The 19,727-nt window shown below is 69.6% G+C and carries 17 protein-coding genes; 12 read left to right on the top strand and 5 right to left on the bottom strand.

Annotated features, from left to right (window positions below):
* Together ACZ6CV_RS10415 and ACZ6CV_RS10420 are read right to left on the bottom strand one after the other, a co-directional pair.
* Window positions 1–447 carry a winged helix-turn-helix domain-containing protein gene (locus ACZ6CV_RS10415; RefSeq protein ID WP_469250450.1) on the bottom strand — a complete coding sequence of 149 codons (447 nt, stop codon included), beginning with the start codon at window positions 445–447 and terminating at the stop codon, window positions 1–3.
* A gap of 104 nt (window positions 448–551) precedes the next feature.
* Complete coding sequence (locus ACZ6CV_RS10420; RefSeq protein ID WP_469250451.1) at window positions 552–1,016, bottom strand: hypothetical protein; 465 nt, start codon at window positions 1,014–1,016, stop codon at window positions 552–554.
* A 1,093-nt stretch (window positions 1,017–2,109) separates the two neighbouring features.
* Between ACZ6CV_RS10420 and ACZ6CV_RS10425 the strand changes: the two genes are divergently transcribed.
* The 3 genes from ACZ6CV_RS10425 to ACZ6CV_RS10435 all read left to right on the top strand — a co-directional run bounded on the left by ACZ6CV_RS10425 (window position 2,110) and on the right by ACZ6CV_RS10435 (window position 4,615).
* A complete protein-coding gene (locus ACZ6CV_RS10425) occupies window positions 2,110–2,466 on the top strand; it encodes a hypothetical protein (RefSeq protein ID WP_469250452.1) in 357 nt (118 codons plus the stop codon).
* 601 nt (window positions 2,467–3,067) lie between these two features.
* The gene (locus tag ACZ6CV_RS10430; RefSeq protein ID WP_469250453.1) at window positions 3,068–3,433 is read left to right on the top strand and encodes a hypothetical protein; all 366 of its coding nucleotides are present in this window, start codon (window positions 3,068–3,070) and stop codon (window positions 3,431–3,433) included.
* Between the two features lie 24 nt (window positions 3,434–3,457).
* Window positions 3,458–4,615, top strand: coding sequence for a hypothetical protein (locus ACZ6CV_RS10435; RefSeq protein ID WP_469250454.1), 1,158 nt, complete (start codon window positions 3,458–3,460; stop codon window positions 4,613–4,615).
* A 310-nt stretch (window positions 4,616–4,925) separates the two neighbouring features.
* Here ACZ6CV_RS10435 and ACZ6CV_RS10440 read toward each other — a convergent pair whose 3' ends face one another.
* Window positions 4,926–6,140 carry a serine hydrolase domain-containing protein gene (locus ACZ6CV_RS10440; RefSeq protein WP_469250455.1) on the bottom strand — a complete coding sequence of 405 codons (1,215 nt, stop codon included), beginning with the start codon at window positions 6,138–6,140 and terminating at the stop codon, window positions 4,926–4,928.
* Between the two features lie 464 nt (window positions 6,141–6,604).
* Here ACZ6CV_RS10440 and ACZ6CV_RS10445 point away from each other — a divergent pair, with 464 nt between their 5' ends.
* The 7 genes from ACZ6CV_RS10445 (at window position 6,605) to ACZ6CV_RS10475 (ending at window position 15,980) form a co-directional block, all read left to right on the top strand.
* Window positions 6,605–6,808 (top strand): cold-shock protein, encoded by a 204-nt coding sequence (locus tag ACZ6CV_RS10445; protein WP_355810863.1) that lies wholly within the window; start codon window positions 6,605–6,607, stop codon window positions 6,806–6,808.
* Between the two features lie 306 nt (window positions 6,809–7,114).
* Complete coding sequence (locus ACZ6CV_RS10450; RefSeq protein ID WP_469250456.1) at window positions 7,115–8,644, top strand: DEAD/DEAH box helicase; 1,530 nt, start codon at window positions 7,115–7,117, stop codon at window positions 8,642–8,644.
* A 44-nt stretch (window positions 8,645–8,688) separates the two neighbouring features.
* A complete protein-coding gene (locus ACZ6CV_RS10455; RefSeq protein WP_469250457.1) occupies window positions 8,689–9,018 on the top strand; it encodes a CBS domain-containing protein in 330 nt (109 codons plus the stop codon).
* A gap of 60 nt (window positions 9,019–9,078) precedes the next feature.
* Complete coding sequence (locus ACZ6CV_RS10460; RefSeq protein ID WP_469250458.1) at window positions 9,079–9,459, top strand: SCO5918 family protein; 381 nt, start codon at window positions 9,079–9,081, stop codon at window positions 9,457–9,459.
* 492 nt (window positions 9,460–9,951) lie between these two features.
* Window positions 9,952–14,034, top strand: a complete 4,083-nt coding sequence (locus tag ACZ6CV_RS10465; protein WP_469250459.1) for an nSTAND1 domain-containing NTPase — start codon at window positions 9,952–9,954, stop codon at window positions 14,032–14,034.
* 390 nt (window positions 14,035–14,424) lie between these two features.
* A complete protein-coding gene (locus ACZ6CV_RS10470; RefSeq protein ID WP_469250885.1) occupies window positions 14,425–15,213 on the top strand; it encodes a GntR family transcriptional regulator in 789 nt (262 codons plus the stop codon).
* Window positions 15,214–15,218: 5 nt separating this feature from the next.
* Entirely contained in the window at window positions 15,219–15,980 is a 762-nt protein-coding gene (locus ACZ6CV_RS10475) for a glycosyltransferase family 2 protein (protein WP_469250886.1), read from the top strand.
* A 118-nt stretch (window positions 15,981–16,098) separates the two neighbouring features.
* Here ACZ6CV_RS10475 and ACZ6CV_RS10480 read toward each other — a convergent pair whose 3' ends face one another.
* Both ACZ6CV_RS10480 and ACZ6CV_RS10485 read right to left on the bottom strand, forming a co-directional pair.
* Window positions 16,099–17,019 (bottom strand): FkbM family methyltransferase, encoded by a 921-nt coding sequence (locus tag ACZ6CV_RS10480; protein ID WP_469250460.1) that lies wholly within the window; start codon window positions 17,017–17,019, stop codon window positions 16,099–16,101.
* Window positions 17,020–17,088: 69 nt separating this feature from the next.
* Window positions 17,089–18,312: an amidohydrolase family protein gene (locus ACZ6CV_RS10485; protein ID WP_469250461.1), complete on the bottom strand. Its 1,224-nt coding sequence runs from the start codon at window positions 18,310–18,312 to the stop codon at window positions 17,089–17,091.
* Window positions 18,313–18,490: 178 nt separating this feature from the next.
* Here ACZ6CV_RS10485 and ACZ6CV_RS10490 point away from each other — a divergent pair, with 178 nt between their 5' ends.
* Window positions 18,491–18,940 carry a DoxX family membrane protein gene (locus ACZ6CV_RS10490; protein ID WP_469250462.1) on the top strand — a complete coding sequence of 150 codons (450 nt, stop codon included), beginning with the start codon at window positions 18,491–18,493 and terminating at the stop codon, window positions 18,938–18,940.
* A 127-nt stretch (window positions 18,941–19,067) separates the two neighbouring features.
* Window positions 19,068–19,703: a hypothetical protein gene (locus ACZ6CV_RS10495; protein WP_469250463.1), complete on the top strand. Its 636-nt coding sequence runs from the start codon at window positions 19,068–19,070 to the stop codon at window positions 19,701–19,703.
* The last annotated feature ends 24 nt before the right edge of the window (window positions 19,704–19,727 follow it).

The following is a 19,727-nucleotide window of genomic DNA, read 5'->3' on the forward strand; positions in this document are numbered from 1 at the left end:
CTACGGCCGGCCGGTGGGAGTCGGGAGAGCGCGCACGGTTCGCCCCTTGCCGTGGACCGTGACGAGCAGGCCGTTTCCCTCCATCTGGGCAAGGACACGACGCACGGCAGTACGAGACGCGCCGAACCGCTCGCAGAGCTTCGCTTCGGACGGGTACGTGTCCCCCACCGACAGCGAGTCCTCCGCGATCACGTCGGTCATACGCTCGGCGAGAGACCGGCGGTCCTCACCCTTAGCGACGCGCCACCCAATTCCGGGGGCCGACTCAACAAGACCGTCGGCTTCGAGAACCTTGAGGGCGCGACGGATCGTGTTGCGGCCGACGCCGTGCGACCGCATCATGTCGGCTTCCGACGGCAGGGTCTCGATGCCCTCCCCCTCTTCGATGTCGGTTCGCAGTGCCTCTGCGATGACCAGGTAGGTTCCGCGCGGACTGGCCTCCGGCACTTCCGCTCCTCTCGCGTCGCTCCATCGCTCACTGCCAAGGGTCCCACGGTGACGGGCGTCGGCCTCTCCCACCTGTCGACGCACGGCTGAGGCTCCGCAGAGGTTCAGGAGTCCTCGCTCCACCACCACGCCGGCACTCGGCGGCGCTGGTTCCAGACAGATGCCTGTAGCTGGGCCCCTCGCAGCAAACCCTCACTGGTGATCTCCGGCGCCACACTGAGAAACATGACACCCAAATGCACATCGCGCTCATGCATGTCGATGTACTTCTGTGCGTACTCGACACCTGCGTCTACTTCCTTGGACAGGCGACGGTGCACCGCCTGCTTAGAGACGCCATAGAAACTTGCAAGTGCATCCCACGACACCCCGCCCTGCCTATGCACTGCGCAGTTCAGCCGTTCCAAGTTCTTGATCTCACCTCTGACATCGGGCCAGGCACGAGGCGAGTTGGCATGCCCTGACGTGGGGTCCGCCAGGTTGAGAAGCGAAGTGGCGAGCGACAGGGCCGATGCAGAACGCGCGACGAGCAGGTTGCGCATGCGGGCCTCGAAAGGTGAGGTGCTCATAGCAGTACTGTGCCTGGCCGACGTCAGCTTTTTGTTGACTTCGCCGGAACCTCTGTGACGCCAGTCTGATGGACGAGAAAGCCCCCTGCGGCAACAGGGGGCGATGTTCCATCACGTCTGGAGACAAGATGAACGACCCCTACGCTACCGCCGGCCCACGACAACCGCAGGAGTGTGTGCGTGTGGCAGTCGCCCGAGCGCTGGATCAGGAGGTGGCCGCTCTGGGGCCCATGTCCGCAGTACTCACTCTGTGCATCATCGGGAGCCCTCAGGAACTCACAACAGTGACTGTGCGTCTGACGCTGATCGTGATCCTGATCTTGGTTACCCTCACGACCTAGCAAAATTAGGTCGGGGGCGCCCTGAAGGCTGAGTGTCTAACTGCGTGACAACGACCGCGTACGGTGGCGCACGTCCACGCACGTTCAGGGACAGTCGGCGCAGGTCGGCGCACTACGCTTGCCTGGCCTGACGGCTACCAAGATTGCTTCGGGACGAAGAGGTCGTGGGTTCAAATCCCGCCACCCCGACAGCTGTAAGACCAGGTCAAGGGCCTGATCCGCATCGCGGGTCAGGCCCTTTCTGCGTCTCGGGTGATCGTTTTGGAGAAATCCGGGCGACGATCTTGGTCGAGGTCACCCGGAGGACTGTGGCTGTGCCTGTCTGAGCGCCTTGCCGCCGGGCCTTGTCCGTGGGCGCGTTCGTGAAGTGGGTGCGGAGCGACGCAATGGTGTGGCACTGGCCACGTCTCCCCAGAACCTCGGTACCGGGCGGTGACGTCATGGCAACCGCTTGCGACCAAGTCCGGCCGACGGGCGTCACCGAGCGCTTGGTCGGTGATGTCGGAGGCCGTCACGTCAGCATGGCTTCCGTAGCGGCGAGCCCCGGGAGCGGCACGCCGGCTGCAGGGATGACCGACGGACCCTAAACGGTTCGCGAGTGACACATTGCAGTTCCTGCCGCCCGCCTTGGTGGATACGTCTAACAACGCCTCAGCCGAAGTCCGACCCGCTCATCGTCGCTGGGTGACCACGGATAGCGTTGCTTCGATTGGGTAAACCCTTGCCTCACCGGAGACAACGGAGCATCAAGAATGCGGATCGCTGGCTGGGAACGCAGCTTTCAGGTTTGGCACTACACGTTCAGCTATGCGCAGCTTTTACTGCGAAGCGGGCAGCGAGATGGCATGGACAGGCGAATCGACGTGCTGTTCTCGAGAGTTCGCCACATGGAGCTCCCGTATGAATTTAATGATCTCACCATCGACGAGCTCCCGGTCTCGGAGAAGGACCTACCTGCAGGCGCTTCCATCGAGTATGGCGTTCCATGCAAACTCTTCCTGATCAACGGCGGGGTGGGGAAAATTTACGCCGGAAGCTGCGAATGGTATGCAGACTACGAACGGCTCGATGCGCCATCGCATTTTGGCCCTCTTCGAGGGGTCAAGTGACGAACCGCCTCACAAGAATGTACTCCGTGAATACTGAACATTCCCATTGCGTATCCGAGAGCGTCCCCTGGACGGGGAGGAAGGTAGTACAACCCCGGTGAGCCTCTGAGGAGTGTGAACTTCAGACTTCCGTCGAGGCCCCCTCCAGAAGGGGTGCGCGTCTGTATCCGAAGAGTCCTCTGTCTCCCTGGGACAGGATCCTTGGCCTGGTCATGGGTCATAGGCCCCACAGGTCGTGCAGGCCGAAGGGCGTCCGCCGGTGTTGCGGCGAACTCCCCGTCGGTCAGGTGGCCGTTGTGGTGCGGCCCACTGGCGGCAGGCCCTGGAAGGAGTCGTAGACAGAGTGCCGCCGTGAAGCGGAAGCGTAGAGACCCCATTTAGCCGGAACAGGTAGCAGAAACAACGAACTCGGCACCGTGCCGACAGCGGATTCTTGATTCGTCGGCCATGGCCGAGTCCGCCTCCTCATGAGCCACGTCCATGCGAACGAACGCATGTCCTCAGCCTGGAAAGAGCTGGAGGGCTGCAGGCGCCGCGCTGGCCATATTCTCCGACAAGGCATCAAGGGACTCACCGAGGCCAGAGTGGAGGCCATCAGCGTATGGTCGCCCGGACCGACGCCGCGCTCAGACGCGTTCTCGACCACCTCGGCCGTGCCGACGAAGCCGTCCGGCTCCTACGCGAAGCGGCACGCTGTCTGGCGGACTTGGAGGCACGCTCCTACGCCGCCGGGGCCCTGCTCGACCTCGTCTCCATCGCCGAACGCCCCGTAGCAGAGCGATCAATGCTGCGCGACGACCTGACCAGGGCCATCGCCATCCTCAAGGACATGGCTAGCCCCGATGGAGTGAGAGCTGCTGGATGGTCTGCGCGCCTTCGACACGTCTCCGCCGCAGCGCTGACATCGGTCCCTGGCTTCGAGTCAACACCCGCCGATCACCACCATCCCCGTGCCCCCGACACCTGATCTGGTGCCAGACGTTGACCCGGCATGAGCGAGCAAACCTGGGGGGCGCCCGCCGGAATGGTCCACCTGACCGTCGGCCTCAACAACCTGCAACGCCGCGGAGAAGCCTGGTACGGCTGGGTTCCTACCTCTGCCTTGGCCCAACTCGCAGCGGCACCGGACGCCGCCGCCCGACTCAACAGCATGCGCGGCTTCCTGCACGACAGCCAGGAGAACCAGCGCCTCGGAGCATTGCTGCGGGACCGGCCTCATGACTTCGGTGCTGTCGGTGAACCCATCGTGTTGTGGGCCGACAACATCACGTCTGGGATGCACCCCGGCAGCGAACGAATGACCTTGCAGCTTGAAGGACTGGAGTGCTTGAACGGCTTCCAATCACTGAGCACTATCGCCCGAGTCGAGCGGGAACTCCAGCCCGGCCATCTCGATCGCGCCCTCGCCCGGCTGGACATCGAGACAGGTTCCGCCTCGCAGAAGCAGCGCCTGCGGCACCTCCATTACGAATCCCACCTCTACGCCAATGCGATCCGTCCCCAGGACAACCTCGCACGATGCGAACACCTCGCGCGCATCAGCGTTCAGTACCGGGAAGACGGGATGTACTTCGACTGTCGCCGTGGGATCGTCGCGGGGCCGCATCTGGTCAGCGACCACGACATTTCTACGGTCTTTCGCGCCCTCGCATGCCTACTTCAGGATCCGACCCCTGAACTGGCACATGTAGTCCGTACGCCCGAGGGGCTCGACACCGTCTGGGCCGACCTCGAAGGGTCTCGCTATAGAAGTCTGGTTCACGGCGGTGTTCACGCGCTCGGGGTCCAGCGAGCCGTGGAGACCTACACCACAGCACGCGAGGTCATCGCCCAGCTGGACACAGCATCCATCAGGGGACATGCGCACATCGTCAAATATGCCCCTGATCTCATCGCCTGGGTCGCGGGGCGACGGCTGCCGGTGCGTGAACTTCATATGAATGGGCAACATCCCTTCAATTGGGGCAACGTTAAGCATGATCCGGGATTCCACAACACGGTCCGGGCAGTGGTCAGCGACGTGGTCGATGCCTATGCCGCCGTCTGCCCGAAGGGCCCTGGCCGCAAGTTGTACAAGGACGAAGTGGCACGGCTCGACGTGTGGTCGGAGATCGTCGATCGGCTGTCGCGGTGGGGCAGGTCCGGGTAGCGCAAGCCCCACCGTGTCGTACTGAAGACTCCGCCGCCCTTGGCTGTCTCAACCACACCCTCGGAGCAGCCGGTCGAGTGCCGTCACCGGCGATGTCGGACACCTCGCCCGCCTGGAGAGACGTGACTACATCTTCTCGGACCACGACCCAGCGCTCACGGCCGAGGATGTCGTCGACCGGGCCCTGGCGTACGAGCTGTTCGCCCTGTGAGCAGGGGGCGGTAGAACTGGGGCACCGGCTCACGGGAGTCGGTGCCCCTGGTGCGTTCGTTCCAGCGGGTCGGGTGTGGGTGGCGGGCGGTGCCGGGGGCTAATTCGTCGGCTTGGGGGCCGTCGCTGAGCCGTCGTAGATGTTCTTTGGTGTGGCCACCGCTGTGATCGCGCGGGCCAGCAGCGTTGAGGGTTCCTGGCCTCCGCTCAGGATGTCCGTGTTCATCATGATGACCAGGGTCGCCTTCTGGGCGGGGAGGTAGACCGTCACCGTCTCGTAGCCCGGGATGGAGCCGTTGTGGCCGATCCAGCCGTTGGTCTTGAGGATGCCCAGGCCGTACGTGGTGCCGGGGATGCCCGTCGGCAGGGTCTTCATGCGTTGCTTCTGGGTCGCAGGGCTCAGCAGTTGCCCTGTGGCGACGGATTTCGCCCAGTGCCGCAGGTCGTGCAGGTTCGAGATCATCGCCCCCGCCGCCCAGCCCCAGCTCGGGTTCCAGTTCGTCGCGTCCGCGACCTCGCCGCTCAGGGTCTGGTCGGTGTAGCCGCGCGGGTGCGGGCTGGGGAACTCGTTGCCCTGCGGAAACAGCGTGTCGCGCAGGTGGGCCGGGCGCAGTACGCGGTGGTGGATGACGTCGGCGAGCGGGCGGCCGGTCACCTTTTCGATCACCAGGCCCAGCAGGACGAGGTTGGTGTTGGAGTACTGGAACGTCTTGCCCGGGGCGGAGGTGTTGCGGTGCTTGTAGCCGTACGCGAGGGACTGGCGCGGCGTGAACGTGCGGTACGGGTCGCTCAGCAGGTCGTGGATGAAGTCCGCGTCCTCCGTGTACGGGAACAGACCGCTGCGCATCTCCGCGAGGTGGCGCAGCGTGATGCGGCGGCCGTTGGGCACGCCCTTGACGTACCGCGAGATCGGGTCGTCCAGCTTGATGCGGCCTTCGTCCACGAGTTCGAGCAGCGCGGTGACGGTGAACGTCTTGGTCTCGCTGCCGATCCGGACGTAGGAGTCGGCGCGCATCGGCTCGCCGGTCCTGGTGTCGGCCACGCCCATGGACCGGACGTAACAGCCCTTGCCCGGCATCCACAGGCCGACGACCGCCCCGGGGATGCCCGCCTTCCTTCCGACGTCGTCCATGGTCTTGTCGAGGCGGCTCGTGAGCTTGCGGCCCAGGCCGCCGTTCGGGCATTCGCCCCGGTCGGGGTGGTGGGCTGTAGTCGGCCGTGGGTCGGCCGCGGCGGGGTGGACTGCGGCCGGCGCCCACAAGGACGCGGCGAGCAGGGCCGCGCAGAGGGTGCGGCGGGAGGTGGAACGTCTCATTCGGGGCGCCTCTTCCAGACACTTCCAAAGGGGGGCGGACGTCTCGAACATCACCACCTCGCCCTGCGAGGGGCGCCCGGCTGTCCGTCCCCGCGTCATGGAGTCCACTCGTTCGGCGCCATGGGCCGCCGTCGAGAGGGGATCGTTCGGTTGCCGGACTGGGCGATCATTGCGCGAACGGCCGGGAATGAAATTCTGTGTTCGCGGAGGGAGGGTTTGGGTAAGGGCGCCTGGAGGGATTTCGCGGTAATGGGGGGCGTCGAAATATTCCGCGCGCACCGGCCGCCCCGGCGTGCTACTGTCGTCTTAGTTGCAGTTGTGGTTCCCGAAACTTCAAGTGCTCCTGGCCGCACACTGGGCCGGAGCGCTTTTTTATTACCGGTCATTTCCGGGCGGGGTAATCATCGCGGCGACACGGGCTCCGCAGGACGCGGTCCCGATGTACTGCCCCAAAGGAGATAGACATGGCTAACGGCACCGTGAAGTGGTTCAACTCGGAAAAGGGCTTCGGCTTTATCGAGCAGGACGGTGGCGGCCCCGACGTGTTCGCCCACTACTCGAACATCGCCGCCCAGGGCTTCCGTGAGCTGCTCGAGGGCCAGAAGGTGACCTTCGACATCGCGCAGGGCCAGAAGGGCCCGACGGCCGAGAACATCGTTCCCGCCTGATCGTCACGCGCACGTGCAGCTGGGGCCCGCATCCTTCGGGGTGCGGGCCCCAGCTGCATGCATTTGCGCGTCGGGGCTTGCTCTTCTTTTTGCTTGCCCCCTGCTTCTCCTGCTTCTTCTTGCTTCTTTTTGTTTCTGCGGCTGAGGTCTGACTTTCTCTTTCAGGTCTCCTGATTCGCCGCTTCTCGTATCGGTTCATACTTGTGGTTCTCAGCGCGTTCACCGGCCCCATCGATGCCATCGGCGTCATCGGCGAGCGGTACGCGGGAATTCCTTGATATGTGCCGCATCAAGGAAGGTTCCCGTATGAACCGCATGCGTACAAATGATCGTTCGTCGTCTGCCCCGCGCCGCTCCGGTGGGGGCGGCCGCTCCGGCGGAACCCCCCGCTTCGGTGGAGCCCCCCGTTCCGGCGGCGCCCCCCGCTCCGGTGGAGCCCCCCGCTCCGGCGGTTACGGTCGTCGGTCCTCCGGGCCGCAGGGTGAGTTCGCGCTCCCCACCACCGTCACCCCCGCGCTTCCCGCCGTGGAGAGCTTCGCCGAGCTCGACATGGCCGCGCCGCTGCTGGCCGAGCTCAGCCGGCAGGGCGTCACCGTGCCGTTCCCGATCCAGGCGGCCACGCTGCCCAACTCCCTCGCCGGCCGTGACGTCCTCGGGCGCGGCCGCACCGGGTCCGGCAAGACGCTCGCCTTCGGGCTCGCCCTGCTCTCCCGTCTGGCCGGGCAGCGCGCCGAGCCCCGTCGGCCGCTGGGGCTCGTCCTCGTCCCCACCCGCGAGCTCGCCCAGCAGGTGACGGACGCCCTCACTCCGTACGCCCGTTCCGTCCGGCTGCGGCTGGTCACGGTCGTGGGCGGGATGTCGATCGGGCGTCAGGCCGGCGCGCTGCGCGGCGGCGCCGAGATCGTCGTGGCCACCCCGGGACGGCTCAAGGACCTCATCGACCGCGGCGACTGCGGGCTCGGCCAGGTGGGCATCACCGTCCTCGACGAGGCCGACCAGATGGCCGACATGGGCTTCATGCCGCAGGTCACCGCCCTCCTCGACCAGGTGCGGCCCGAGGGGCAGCGCATGCTGTTCTCCGCGACGCTGGACCGGAACGTCGACCTCCTGGTGCGCCGTTACCTGAGCGACCCCGTCGTCCACTCCGTCGACCCGTCGGCCGGCGCCGTCACGACGATGGAGCACCACGTGCTGCACGTCCACGGCACCGACAAGTACGCGACCACCACCGAGATCGCCGCCCGCGACGGCCGCGTGATCATGTTCCTGGACACCAAGCACGCCGTCGACCGGCTGACCCAGGACCTGCTCAACAGCGGAGTACGCGCCGCGGCCCTGCACGGCGGCAAGTCCCAGCCGCAGCGCACCCGGACGCTGACGCAGTTCAAGACCGGGCACGTCACCGTGCTCGTCGCCACGAACGTCGCCGCCCGCGGCATCCACGTCGACAACCTCGACCTCGTCGTCAACGTCGACCCGCCCACCGACCACAAGGACTACCTGCACCGCGGCGGCCGTACCGCCCGCGCCGGCGAGTCCGGCAGCGTCGTCACCCTGGTCACCCCCCAGCAGCGCCGCGGCATGGTGCGCCTCATGGCGGACGCCGGGATCCGGCCGCAGGTCACCCAGGTCCGCTCCGGCGAGCCCGAGCTGCACCGCATCACCGGCGCCCAGGCTCCCTCCGGCGTCCCGGTGGTCATCACCGCGCCGGTGACCGAGCGGCCCAAGCGGACCGGCACCTCCCGAGGCCGTCGCCGCCCCGCGTCGGCCGGGCGCCGCTCCCCCGCCGCGTCGGCGTCCTCGGCCTCGGCGACCCCCACGTCGTCCGCCGCCTAGTCACCGGTCACCGGTCAGCCGATCCATCTCTGCAGGAGGTTCCTTTGACGCTGGTTCAGACGGTCGCCGTGGACGACTCCGCTGTAGTCGACTTCGCCGTGGACGACTTCGCCGAGGAGACCGCGCCGCAGGTATGGGACGACATGACGGTCGAGGTGGCGCTGACCGTCATGGCCGGCGCCCGCGTCGGGCATCTGCTCGTCTGCGACGCGGACAGCCGGCGCACCGGCTTCGTCACCCGCGCCCGGCTCACCGCCGTCCGTGACGGTTCCGGTTACACGGACCGGATCCGGCTGCGGGACATAGGCGCCCGCAGCGGGGTGTACGACGCCGCGCCGGCACCGGCTCCCGTCACGGCCGCCGCCCGCCCGTGACACCCGCAGGCCCCACCCCCCGTCTCTCCGCTCTCACCGCCCCTTCCTCTGTGAGGTCCCATGCGTTGTGTCATCGCCCGCTTCCCGTTCGACCTGACCAAGAGCGGCGTGCTGGAAACGATGAAGGGCGTGAAGCCCGAGCCGGTCACCGGTGAGTCCGTCATCATCGGGCGCCGCCACTACCCCGTGAAGCAGGTCGGCCAGGTCATCACCCGACAGGACCGTCGCGACTTCAGCGCCGGCGAGGTCATCCGCGCCATGACCCAGCTCGGCTTCACCTGCCGTACGCACCCGGCGGGCTCCACCACGGGCACGGGTACGGGCACGGGCGCAGGTACGGGTGCAGGTACGGGCACGGGCGCGTCCCGCCTCAGCCCCCTGCAGCACGCCTCCGCCCTGCTGGGCACGCCGCCCCTGTCCGGGGCGTCCGTCCTCGCCTGAGCGAGCCGTCCCCGCCTGAACGATCCGTACAGCCCGAACAGACAGCGAGGGCCCGACCGGTACGCGCCGGTCGGGCCCTCGCTGCTGTTCGTATGGCGCGGATCGTCCGGATGCCCCGGGAAGGTGCGTCGTATCGGTGCCGGTCCCTCCCCTCGTGGGGACCGGCACCGATCGACGCGTACAACGCCGACCGCCGTTCGAAGGCGTATCGGCGCGGATCGGGGAAAATCGGGATCCGCGTGCTCCGCGACGCGTCCGTCGTGCCTCAGAGGCAAGCCGGGCTCAGAACGATCGGTGGCGCGCGCCGCCGCCGTGAGTCCTGAGCCGATGACCTGCCCGGACGCTCCGTGGTTGGTTCGCTACTGCGACGAAATCCTGCCAGTTACGGCTCTCCGAGAGGAGGTTCCGGTCCCGTCCGGACCCCTTCGCCGCAGGTCAGCCGTATAAAGTGAGTTTTCCGGTCCGGATGTCCAGGCGCGGCGGAAGTAAGGGGTGGAGGCCTTGAGTTCCGACTCAGGGGCACGCACGAGCTTCGCGGAGCGTCTCGCGCTGCTGTACAAGGAGGCCGGCAACCCGCCCCTCAAGCGCGTGGCCGAAGCGGTCGTACGGCTGCAGCGCGTCGACGAACGCGGCCGTCCCGTACGGGTATCCGCCCAGCGGATCAGCGACTGGCGGCGGGCCAAGAACGTGCCGGCCCAGTTCGCCGCCCTCGCCGCGGTGCTGCACGTCCTGATCCCCGAGGCGCGGCGCGAGCGGCCCACGCCCGTCTCGACGGGTCTGTACGACATGGCCCAGTGGCACCGGCTGTGGGAGAGCGCGGTGGCCGACCCGGTCGGTGACCGCGCGCCGGGGAGCGAGGAGGACGAGTCCGCCGCCGGGGCCGACGCGGCGGCCGTCCCCAGCGTGTGCCCGTACCGGGGGCTCGCCTCGTACCGGGAGCAGGACGCCCAGTGGTTCTTCGGCCGGGAGCGGAGCACGGAGGCCCTCGTGGCCCAGCTCCGCGCGGCGGAGGAGTCGGGCGGCCTGGTCATGCTCGTGGGCGCGTCGGGCGCGGGGAAGTCCTCCCTCCTCAACGCCGGGCTCGTCCCCACCCTGCAGAACGGCGCGCTGGACGAGGAGGGCGGCCGGGGCACCGGGCCGGTCCTGCAACTCGTGCCGGGCAGCGATCCGCTCGGGGAGCTGATCCGGCAGATACCGGAGCTGGCGCCCGCGGTGGCCGCGGCGTCGGCGGACGGCGGCTCCGGCTCCCCCCGGTTCGCGGAAGCCGTACGCGACGCCTTCGCCGCCTGGGCCGCACGGTCGGGGGACGGCTCCGCCCGCGGCCACCTCCGCAGCCACACCCGCCCCGTGGTCATCGTCGACCAGTTCGAGGAGACGTTCACCCTGTGTCCGGACGAGGTGGACCGGCACGTCTTCGTCCAACTCCTCCACGCCGCCTGCTCCCCCGCCACTCCCGCCACTCCAGCAACGCCCGCCTCGCCCGCCTCCCCGGAAACCCTCACCACCCCCACCCCCACCCCCCAACCCACCCTCGTCGTCCTCGGCATCCGCGCCGACTTCTACGAGGAGTGCCTCGGCTACCCCGAGCTCGCCGACGCCCTGCAGCACCGGCACATGGTGCTCGGGCCGCTGACCAGCGCCGAACTGCGCAAGGCGGTGACCGGTCCCGCCAAGGCCGTCGGGCTGGAACTCGAACCCGGCCTCGCCGAGCTGATCGTCCGTGAGGTGAGTACGGACGGACCGCGGGGCGCCCACGACGCGGGCGTCCTGCCGCTCCTGTCCCACGCCCTGCTCGCCACCTGGCAGCGGCGCAAGACGGGCCGCCTCACGCTGGCCGGCTACCGCGCCGCCGGCGGCATCCAGGGCGCCGTCGCGGCCACCGCGGAGCGGGCCTGGTCCGGCCTCGACCCGGCCGCCCGTATCGCCGCGCGGCTGCTGCTCCTGCGCCTGGTGCGGCTCGGCGAGGACACCCAGGCCACCCGTCGGCGGGGCACGCGGCGCCAGTTGGCGGAGGAGTCGACCGACCCGCACAAGACCGAGGAGTCGCTGGAGGCGCTGGTGCGCGCCCGGCTCGTGACCCTCGACGCGGAGACCGTGGAGATCACCCACGAGGCGCTGCTGCACGCCTGGCCCCGGCTGCGCGACTGGATCGACGAGGACCGCAACGACCACCTCCTGCGCCAGCGCCTGGAGGAGGACGGCAAGTCCTGGGAGGAGTCCGGCCGCGACTCGTCGCTGCTCTACCGGGGCTCCCGCCTCGAACAGGCCCGCGCCTGGGCGAAGAGCGCCGGGGACACCTTCCTGACCCGGAGCGCGATGGAGTTCCTCGCCGCCTCCGCGCGGCTGCGCCGGCGTACGGTCTGGATCGCCCGCGGCGCGGTCGCGGCCCTGGTCGTCCTCGCGATGGTCGCCGTCGTCTCGGCGGTGGTGGCCCGGCAGCAGCGCGACGACGCGGTGTTCCAGCAGGTGGTCGCGGAGGCCGACCGCGCGCAGCACACCGATTCGTCGCTGTCGGCCCAGCTCGACCTGGTGGCGCACCGGTTGCGGCCGGGCGACGAGGCGACGCGGAACCGGCTGATATCCATCGTCAACGCGCCCCTCGCCACCCCGCTCCTCGGCCACAAGGGCGCCGTCTACCTGACGTCGTTCAGCAAGAACGGCAAGGTCCTGGCCACCGCGAGCTACGACAGGACCGTCCGGCTCTGGGACGTGTCGGACCGTACCCACCCCAAACCGCTCGGCGAGCCCCTGACCGGCCACACGAGCTGGGTGAGCACCGCGGTGTTCAGCCCGGACGGCACGATGCTGGCCAGCGCGAGCGACGACGGCACGGTCCGGCTCTGGGACGTGCGCGATCCGCGCCACCCGCGGCCGATCGGCGACCCCGTTCCCGGCCACGGCGGCACGATCTATCTGCTCGCCTTCAGCCCGGACGGCCGCTATCTGGCCTCCGCCAACGAGGACCACGCCGTACGGCTGTGGGACCTGGACCGGCCCGCCACGCCGAAGTCCGTCGCCACGCTGCACGGGCACACCGCCGCCGTGCGGTCCGTGGCGTTCGCGCCCGACGGGCGCACGCTCGCGGCCGGCGGGGACGACGGCACGATCCGGTTGTGGGACACGGCCGATCCGCGCCGCCCGAAGCCGGTCGAGAAGGTGCTGCGGGGCCACGCGGGCACGGTGCACTCCGTGGCCTTCAGCCCCGACGGCGCCACCCTCGCCAGCGGCGGCGTCGACAACACGATCCGGCTCTGGAGCGTCGCGGAACCGCGCCGGGCGCGCGCGCTCGGCACCCCGCTCACCGGCCACACGGGAGCGATGTGGTCGGTGGCCTTCAACGCGGAGGGGAGCATGCTCGCCGCCGCCAGCGCGGACAGCACGGCCAGCCTGTGGAACGTCCGCGACCCGGCGCACCCGTCGCAGGTCGGTGAGCCGCTCGCGGGCAGCAGCGGCGAGATGTACGCCCTCGGCTTCAGCCCGGACGGCCGGACGCTCGCGACCGGGACCGGCGACAACAAGGTGCGGCTGTGGTCGATCCCGCCGTCGGACATGCTCGGCCGGAAGGGCGCGTTCCGTCCCGACGGCAAGGTGCTCGCCACGGCGGCGAGCGACGAGAAGATCCGGCTCTGGGACGTCACGCGCCCCGCCCGGGTCAAGCTGCTCGGCAAGCCGTTCCGGCCCGGCAAGGGCGATCTGCGCTCCCCCGTGTTCTCCCCCGACGGCCGCGTCCTCGCGGTGCTCACCGGCAACCGCGCGATGCGGCTGTGGAACGTCGCCGATCCGAAGCACCCGGTTCCGTTCGGCCCGCCCGTCGCGCTGCGCACGAGGTTCGCGGCCGCGCTGGCCTACAGCCCGGACGGGCGCACCCTCGCGTCCGCCGTCACCGACCGCACCATCCAGCTGTGGGACGTCACGTCGCCGGAGCGGCTGCGCCCGCTCGGCAGGCCGCTCACCGGTCATCAGGGGTACGTCAACTCGCTCGCCTTCAGCAAGGACGGGCAGACGCTCGCCAGCGGCAGCGCGGACACCACCGTACGGCTCTGGAACGTGACCGACCCGCGCCGCGTCACCCGCCGCGGCGCGCCCCTCACCGGACACCAGGGCCCGGTCAACCGGGTCGCCTACAGCCCCGACGGCCGCGCGATCGCCAGCGCGAGCGACGACGGCACGGTCCGGCTCTGGGACGTGTCCGATCCCGGGGCGCCGCGGCGGGCCGCCTCCCTGACGGGGCACACCGACGCGGTCGTGTCGCTGACGTTCAGCGAGGACGGCCGCACCCTGGCGACCGGCGGCAACGACAACACCGTCCGGCTCTGGGACGTCGCCGACCCCTTCGACGCCTCCGCCATCGGCCAGTCGATGAGCCCCAACGCCAAGACGGGCAGCTTCCTCATGTTCAACCCGGTGAGCCGCATGCTGGGGGTGTCGAGCGGCACGGACACCGTCCGGCTCTGGGACCTGGACACCGACGACGCCGTCGACCGCATTTGTTCGACCACGCGCGGTGTTCTGACGCGGGATAAGTGGGACGAGTATCTTCCGCGCCTCTCGTACGATCCGCCGTGCGACACGTAACGCGCCCTCGGCCGATCCGCCGTGCCACGCGTAACGCCGCCGCTTTTCGCGTGATCCCGATCACAACTCCATAACTCGGTCCCGGAGTTGACTCCCGCTGCGCATTGAGCCTTGTTACTCTTGCTTATAGAGCCCGATCGCTGGTGCATCCCCCGTCGCCAGCGATCGGGCCCTTTCATGTGCGCACACCGCTTTTCGGCGATCGGGCCCGGCCGGTTTCGGGACACGAGATGGGTGTGTAGGGAAACTTTCGGCCATTGCGTATGCGCCATGGTCGCTCTCACGAAGAGCGGGCCCACCCGCTCGTCAACTCCTCTTGAGGAGTCGTAGGGTGAGTTCCGCCGGCTCCGCCGCACGGCGGAAAAGCACCGACGACGGAGGGTGAGCGCGATCCCCAAGGCCTACGAGCAGATCGCGGACGACCTCCGCCGCTCCATCCGCAGCGGCCGGCTCCGCCCCGGCGAGCGGCTGCCCGCCGAGACGGCGCTCGCCGAACGGTACGGACGCAGCGTGCCGACCCTCCGCGACGCCCTGCGGCTGCTGCGCGAGGAGGGGCTGATCGAGAAGGAGCACGGCCGCGGCAACTTCGTCCGCAGGCCCCGCACCAAGGTGGTCCGCGACAACTCCCGTCACCAGTGGGAGAAGAACCGGGTGCACCAGCCGGTACGGAACCGGGCGCGCACCGGCGCCACCGAGCGCGACACCGGGCTCGGACTCCAGGATCTCGTCTTCCACGCCGCGTACCGCGAGATCCCCGCGGACGCGGACCTCGCCGCGGCGTTCGGCCTCCCCGAGGGCACGCCCCTGATCGCCCGCACCTACCGCACCCGGCACAGCGTCGAGAGCGCCCCCTTCAACCTGGCCACCTCCTACCTGGTCCGCGACCTGGTGGCGGGCAACGCCGACCTCCTCGACGAGACCAGGGAGCCGTGGCCGGGCGGCACCCAGAACCAGCTCAGCACCGTCGGCATCGAGCTGGACCGCGTCGAGGAACGTCTCACCGCCCGCCCGCCGACCCCGGAGGAGGCCGCGGAGCTCGAACTGCCCCCCGGCACCTCCGTCCTGCTGCTGCGCAAGACGTCACACGACACGGCAGGACGCGTCGTCGAGATCTCCGACGTCACCCTGCCCGGCGACCGCACGGAAGCCGTCTTCGTCACTCCACTGGAAAGGTGGTGAGTGCCGTGCTCCGGCGCGTCATCATCGTCACTGCCGTCCACGCCCCCTCGGCCGCCTTCCTGCCGGACGCGTACAAGTCGCTGTGCGAGCAGGAGCTCCCCGAGGGGTGGGAGTGGCACTGGCTGATCCAGGAGGACGGCAGGACCGACCGGGTCGCGCCGTACGTGCCGGACGACCCGCGGGTGACCTTCCGGCAGGGCAGGCCCGGCGGCCCCGGCGTGGCCCGCACCATCGCCCTCGCGCACGCCGACGGCGCGTACGTGAAGATCCTGGACGCCGACGACCAGCTCGCCCCCGGCGCGCTCGCCCGCGACCTCGCGGCGCTGGAGGAGAACCCGGACGTCGGCTGGGCCACCTCGCGCGTGCTCGACCTGCTGCCCGACGGCACGACCGCCGGTTTCCCCGGCGACCCGGAGCACGGCCCGCTGGAGCGCGGCACGGTGCTCGCCTCCTGGGCGGCGCACGACTACCGCGCGCCGGTCCACCCGGCCACGCTCTTCGTCCGCCGCGACCTGCTCGTCGCCCTGGGCGGCTGGATGGCGCTCCCGGCCTCGGAGGACACGGGGCTGCTGCTGGCGCTCGACGCCGTGTCCCGGGGCTGGTTCTCGTCCGAGGTGGGGCTGCTCTACCGCAAGTGGGAGGGCCAGGCGACGGGCCAGAGCGCCCACGTCGACGCGGGCGAGCGGCAGGCGCGCATGGCGGTCGTGGAGGCACGGGCCAGGGCGCTGGCGGGGTTCGCGTGGCGCTTTCCGGCGGGGAGCGAGTGAGGCGGGGCGGACTACGGCGGGACGAACCTGCCGGGGGGCCTGCGGCGGGGGGGGCCTGCGGTGGAGCGGCGCTGCGGCGGGGCGGGCCCACGCCCGCCTCACGCCATCCGGCGGCCGGTCAGTCCAACGTCTCCGCGTCGACCCGCGAGAACACCAACTCCGTCTCCCCGACCACCGGTTCACGCCACCGCACCGGCGGCACCGGCCGCCGGACCGCTCCCGGGTAGCTGTCGGCGGCGTACTCGTTGACCAGCCGGTACGGGTGGAAACCCGCCTCCCGCATGGTCGCCATCAACTCGCCTGCGGAGTCGCCCAGTTGGGCCATCCGGTCCGGCGTCACCTCGACCGCGATCTCGACGTCGGGGCGGAGGCGGTCGAGGGCCGGCGCGAGGCCCCTGATGACGCCGCCCTCCGCGCCCTCCACGTCGATCTTGATGACCCTGGCCCCGGCTAGCTCGTCGGGACGCAGCAGTTCGGGCAGCGGGGCCGCCTCCGCGTCGAAGGTGGACTCGGCGGGCCCGTCGTACGGGACGATGCTGTTGGCGCCCATGTTGTTCGAGCTGGCGAGGATGAACGTGAGTGTCTTGTGCGCGTCCGACACCGCCGCGTTGACCGCGCGGATGTTGCCGCACCCGTTCAACTCCGCGTGCAGGAGCACCCGTTCGTGGAAGACGGGCGAGGCCTCGATCGCCACGACCCGCCCCCCGGCGCCGACCAGCCGGGAGCCGAGCACGGCGAAGTACCCGACGTTCGAGCCGACGTCGACGAACACGTCCCCGGCGCCGAGCCGCCCGCGCAGCCACCGCGTCATGTGCGGCTCCCAGGCGCCGAAGAGGTAGACGTAGCGCTGGATGAGGTCCTGGGTGTCGACCGCGAACCGCAGACCGTGCCGGTCGGTGACGACGCGGCGGCGCGGGCTCTCCCGCAGGCGCGGGTTCAGGAACCGGGCGGCCAGCGCGGCCTTGCCGAGATCGCCGGGCGCGTCACGCACGTACCGGCGGCCGAGCGTGACCAGCGTCTCCGAAAGGGGGCTGCTCATCCGATCTCCTCTTTCGTGGGGGTCGGATGAACCGTATCGGCCGGACGGCGGGCGCCGGCCGCCGGGCGGTTACCTCCCGGCCCGGTCGAACGGCAGGTCCAGCATGCGGATCGCGTTGCCGCGCAGCAGCTTGTACGCGATCTCCTCGGGGAGGTGCCCGACGTGTTCCTCGGCCACCTTCTTGGTGTGCGGCCAGGTCGAGTCGACGTGCGGATAGTCGGTCTCGAACGTGGCGTTGTCGACGCCCACGGTCTCGATGGCCTCGATGCCGTGCTTGTCGCGGAAGAAGCAGCAGAAGATCTGCCGGTAGTAGTACGTGGAGGGCGGCTCGGGGATCAGGTCCTTCACACCGCCCCACGCGCGGTGCTCCTCCCAGACGTCGTCGGCGCGCTCCAGGGCGTACGGGATCCAGCCCATCTGCCCCTCGCTGTACGCGAGTTTGAGCCGGGGGAACTTCACCAGGACGCCGCTGAAGAGGAAGTCCATCATCGAGGCCATCGCGTTGTTGAAGGAGAGCGAGGCCTGCACGGCGGGCGGCGCGTCCGGGGACGCGGCCGGCATCTGCGAGGAGGAGCCGATGTGCATGTTCACCACGGTCCCGGTCTCCTCGCAGGCCGCGAAGAACGGGTCCCAGTAGCCGGAGTGGATGGACGGCAGCCCCAGATAGGTGGGGATCTCGCTGAAGGTGACGGCGCGCACCCCGCGGGCGGCGTTCCGCTTGATCTCGGCGACGGCGAGGTCGACGTCCCAGAGCGGGATCAGGCAGAGCGGGATCAGCCGCCCGCCGCTGTCGCCGCACCACTCCTCGACCATCCAGTCGTTGTACGCCCGGACGCAGGCGAGGCCGACCTCCTTGTCCTTGGCCTCGGAGAAGGTCTGCCCGCAGAAGCGGGGGAAGGTCGGGAAGCACAGCGACGCCTCGACGTGGTTGACGTCCATGTCCGCGAGCCGCGCCTTCGGGTCCCAGCAGCCGCGCCGCATCTGCTCGCGGGTGATGCCGTCCAGCGTCATCTCGTCCCGCGAGAAGCCGACGGCGGCGATGATGCGCTTGTACGGGAAGATGCTGCCCTCGTACTCCCACCAGTCGGTGATCTGGCCGGCCGGGTCCGTCGTGAACCGGTACTTGCCGCCGATGTACTCCAGCTCGCCGATGCCCGCGGTGAAGGGCTTCGGCCCCCGGTCGCGGTACTTGGCCGGGAGCCACGTCTCGAAGAGGTGCGCGGGCTCGATCACGTGGTCGTCCACGCTGATGACCCGGGGGAGTTCCTTGCTGCCGACCTCGCTGCTGACCACTGTTGTGCCCCCTACTGCCTGCCGGTTTCCTCGACCCAAATCTGACGATCCATCAGATGGAGGTTATGACGTCCCCCTGGCGACGGCAAGCACACGCCCGCAACTCGACCCCTTGCGCGTTGCCGTCCGATCCGCTGAACTGACGCCCCGTCAGCTTGCGGCAGTGGGAGGGCGCTCGATGCAGACGATCTGGCTCAGCGGAGCCGAGTGGCTGGCCGTGCTCCGGATCGGGCTCGGCCTGTGGTGGCTGGAGAGCTGGCGCCACAAGGACAAGAAGGAGTGGTTCAAGGGCGGCGGCATCGGCTGGGCGGCGGGCATCGCCGAGAAGCACCGGTGGTCCTTCGTGCGCTCGGGGTTCGACACCGTGGTGAAACCCAGGCCGCGCCTGATGGCGTACGTCGTCGCCTACGCCGAACTGGCCCTGGGAATCGGCCTGATCGCCGGCTTCCTCACCCCGGTCGCCCTGATCGCCGGACTCGTCCTCAACCTGGTCTACCTGGTCCTGATGATCCACGACTGGGCCGAGCAGGGGCAGAACTTCACGATGGCGCTGGTCTCGCTGGTCGGCTTCTTCGCCATGAGCTGGCAGACGTGGTCGGTGGACGACGCGTTGGGGCTCTTCCTCTGACCTCGCGAGCCCATGACCTCACGGACTCGCGGAGTCACGGAGTCACGCAGTCACGCAGTCACGCAGTCACGACCTCGTAGGATCGTCCGGGCATCGTGGGCGCTACGGCGGGGGGGCGGGCGGCAGGTTGGGCATCGGGGAGCAACTGGTCACGGTCAGCGCGGTGTTGCTCGGCGCGCTGACCACGCACGGCACCAACCACCTGATGGAACGCAGCCGGAACCGGCACCAGTTGCTGACCCGCTGGGACGGCAAGAAGGTCGACGCGTACGGCGACTACGTGGACGCGACGAAGACCCGGATCGCCCTGGCCGTCCGCGTCTACGAGGTCCGGGAGGGCCTGCGCGAGAGCGAGCGGACCGAACACGAGCTCCGCGAGGAGCTGGCCGACGCCGGACGGGCCTGGGGCAGCGCCTTCGAGCGGGTCATGCTGCTCGGCGGCGACGACGCCATCGAGGCGGGCCACGACCTGAACGCCCTGGTCGCCGAGATCGACTGGCAGGCGACCGGCCGGATCGGCGGCACCCTCGGCGCGTGGCGGGAGCGCAACCGCGCCGCGTTCCGGGCCATCAACGCCTTCCACGAGGCGGCCCGGCAGGACCTCGGGATCCAGGGCAGCGTCCGGGGCGAGAAGCACCCCGAGCGGGACCTGCTGCTGCCGCCACGGGAGCGGGCGCCGGCGGCCGGAGACACGGAGAGCGCGGAGAGCGCGGAGAGCGCGGAGAGCGCGGACGAGGGAGAGGGCGCCGACCCCCGACCGTGACGCCGGGCCCACCCCTCGCCGGGC

This window comes from Streptomyces sp. NPDC041713 (assembly GCF_055591085.1).

Excerpts from the sequence above, each read along its gene's own strand:
- ACZ6CV_RS10430 (WP_469250453.1), top strand. The coding sequence starts at position 3,068 with ATGGTCGCCCGGACCGACGCCGCGCTCAGACGCGTTCTCGACCACCTC.
- ACZ6CV_RS10490 (WP_469250462.1), top strand. The coding sequence starts at position 18,491 with ATGCAGACGATCTGGCTCAGCGGAGCCGAGTGGCTGGCCGTGCTCCGG.
- ACZ6CV_RS10480 (WP_469250460.1), bottom strand. The coding sequence starts at position 17,019 with ATGAGCAGCCCCCTTTCGGAGACGCTGGTCACGCTCGGCCGCCGGTAC.
- ACZ6CV_RS10460 (WP_469250458.1), top strand. The coding sequence starts at position 9,079 with ATGCGTTGTGTCATCGCCCGCTTCCCGTTCGACCTGACCAAGAGCGGC.
- ACZ6CV_RS10450 (WP_469250456.1), top strand. The coding sequence starts at position 7,115 with ATGAACCGCATGCGTACAAATGATCGTTCGTCGTCTGCCCCGCGCCGC.
- ACZ6CV_RS10425 (WP_469250452.1), top strand. The coding sequence starts at position 2,110 with ATGCGGATCGCTGGCTGGGAACGCAGCTTTCAGGTTTGGCACTACACG.
- ACZ6CV_RS10420 (WP_469250451.1), bottom strand. The coding sequence starts at position 1,016 with ATGAGCACCTCACCTTTCGAGGCCCGCATGCGCAACCTGCTCGTCGCG.
- ACZ6CV_RS10445 (WP_355810863.1), top strand. The coding sequence starts at position 6,605 with ATGGCTAACGGCACCGTGAAGTGGTTCAACTCGGAAAAGGGCTTCGGC.
- ACZ6CV_RS10435 (WP_469250454.1), top strand. The coding sequence starts at position 3,458 with ATGAGCGAGCAAACCTGGGGGGCGCCCGCCGGAATGGTCCACCTGACC.
- ACZ6CV_RS10440 (WP_469250455.1), bottom strand. The coding sequence starts at position 6,140 with ATGAGACGTTCCACCTCCCGCCGCACCCTCTGCGCGGCCCTGCTCGCC.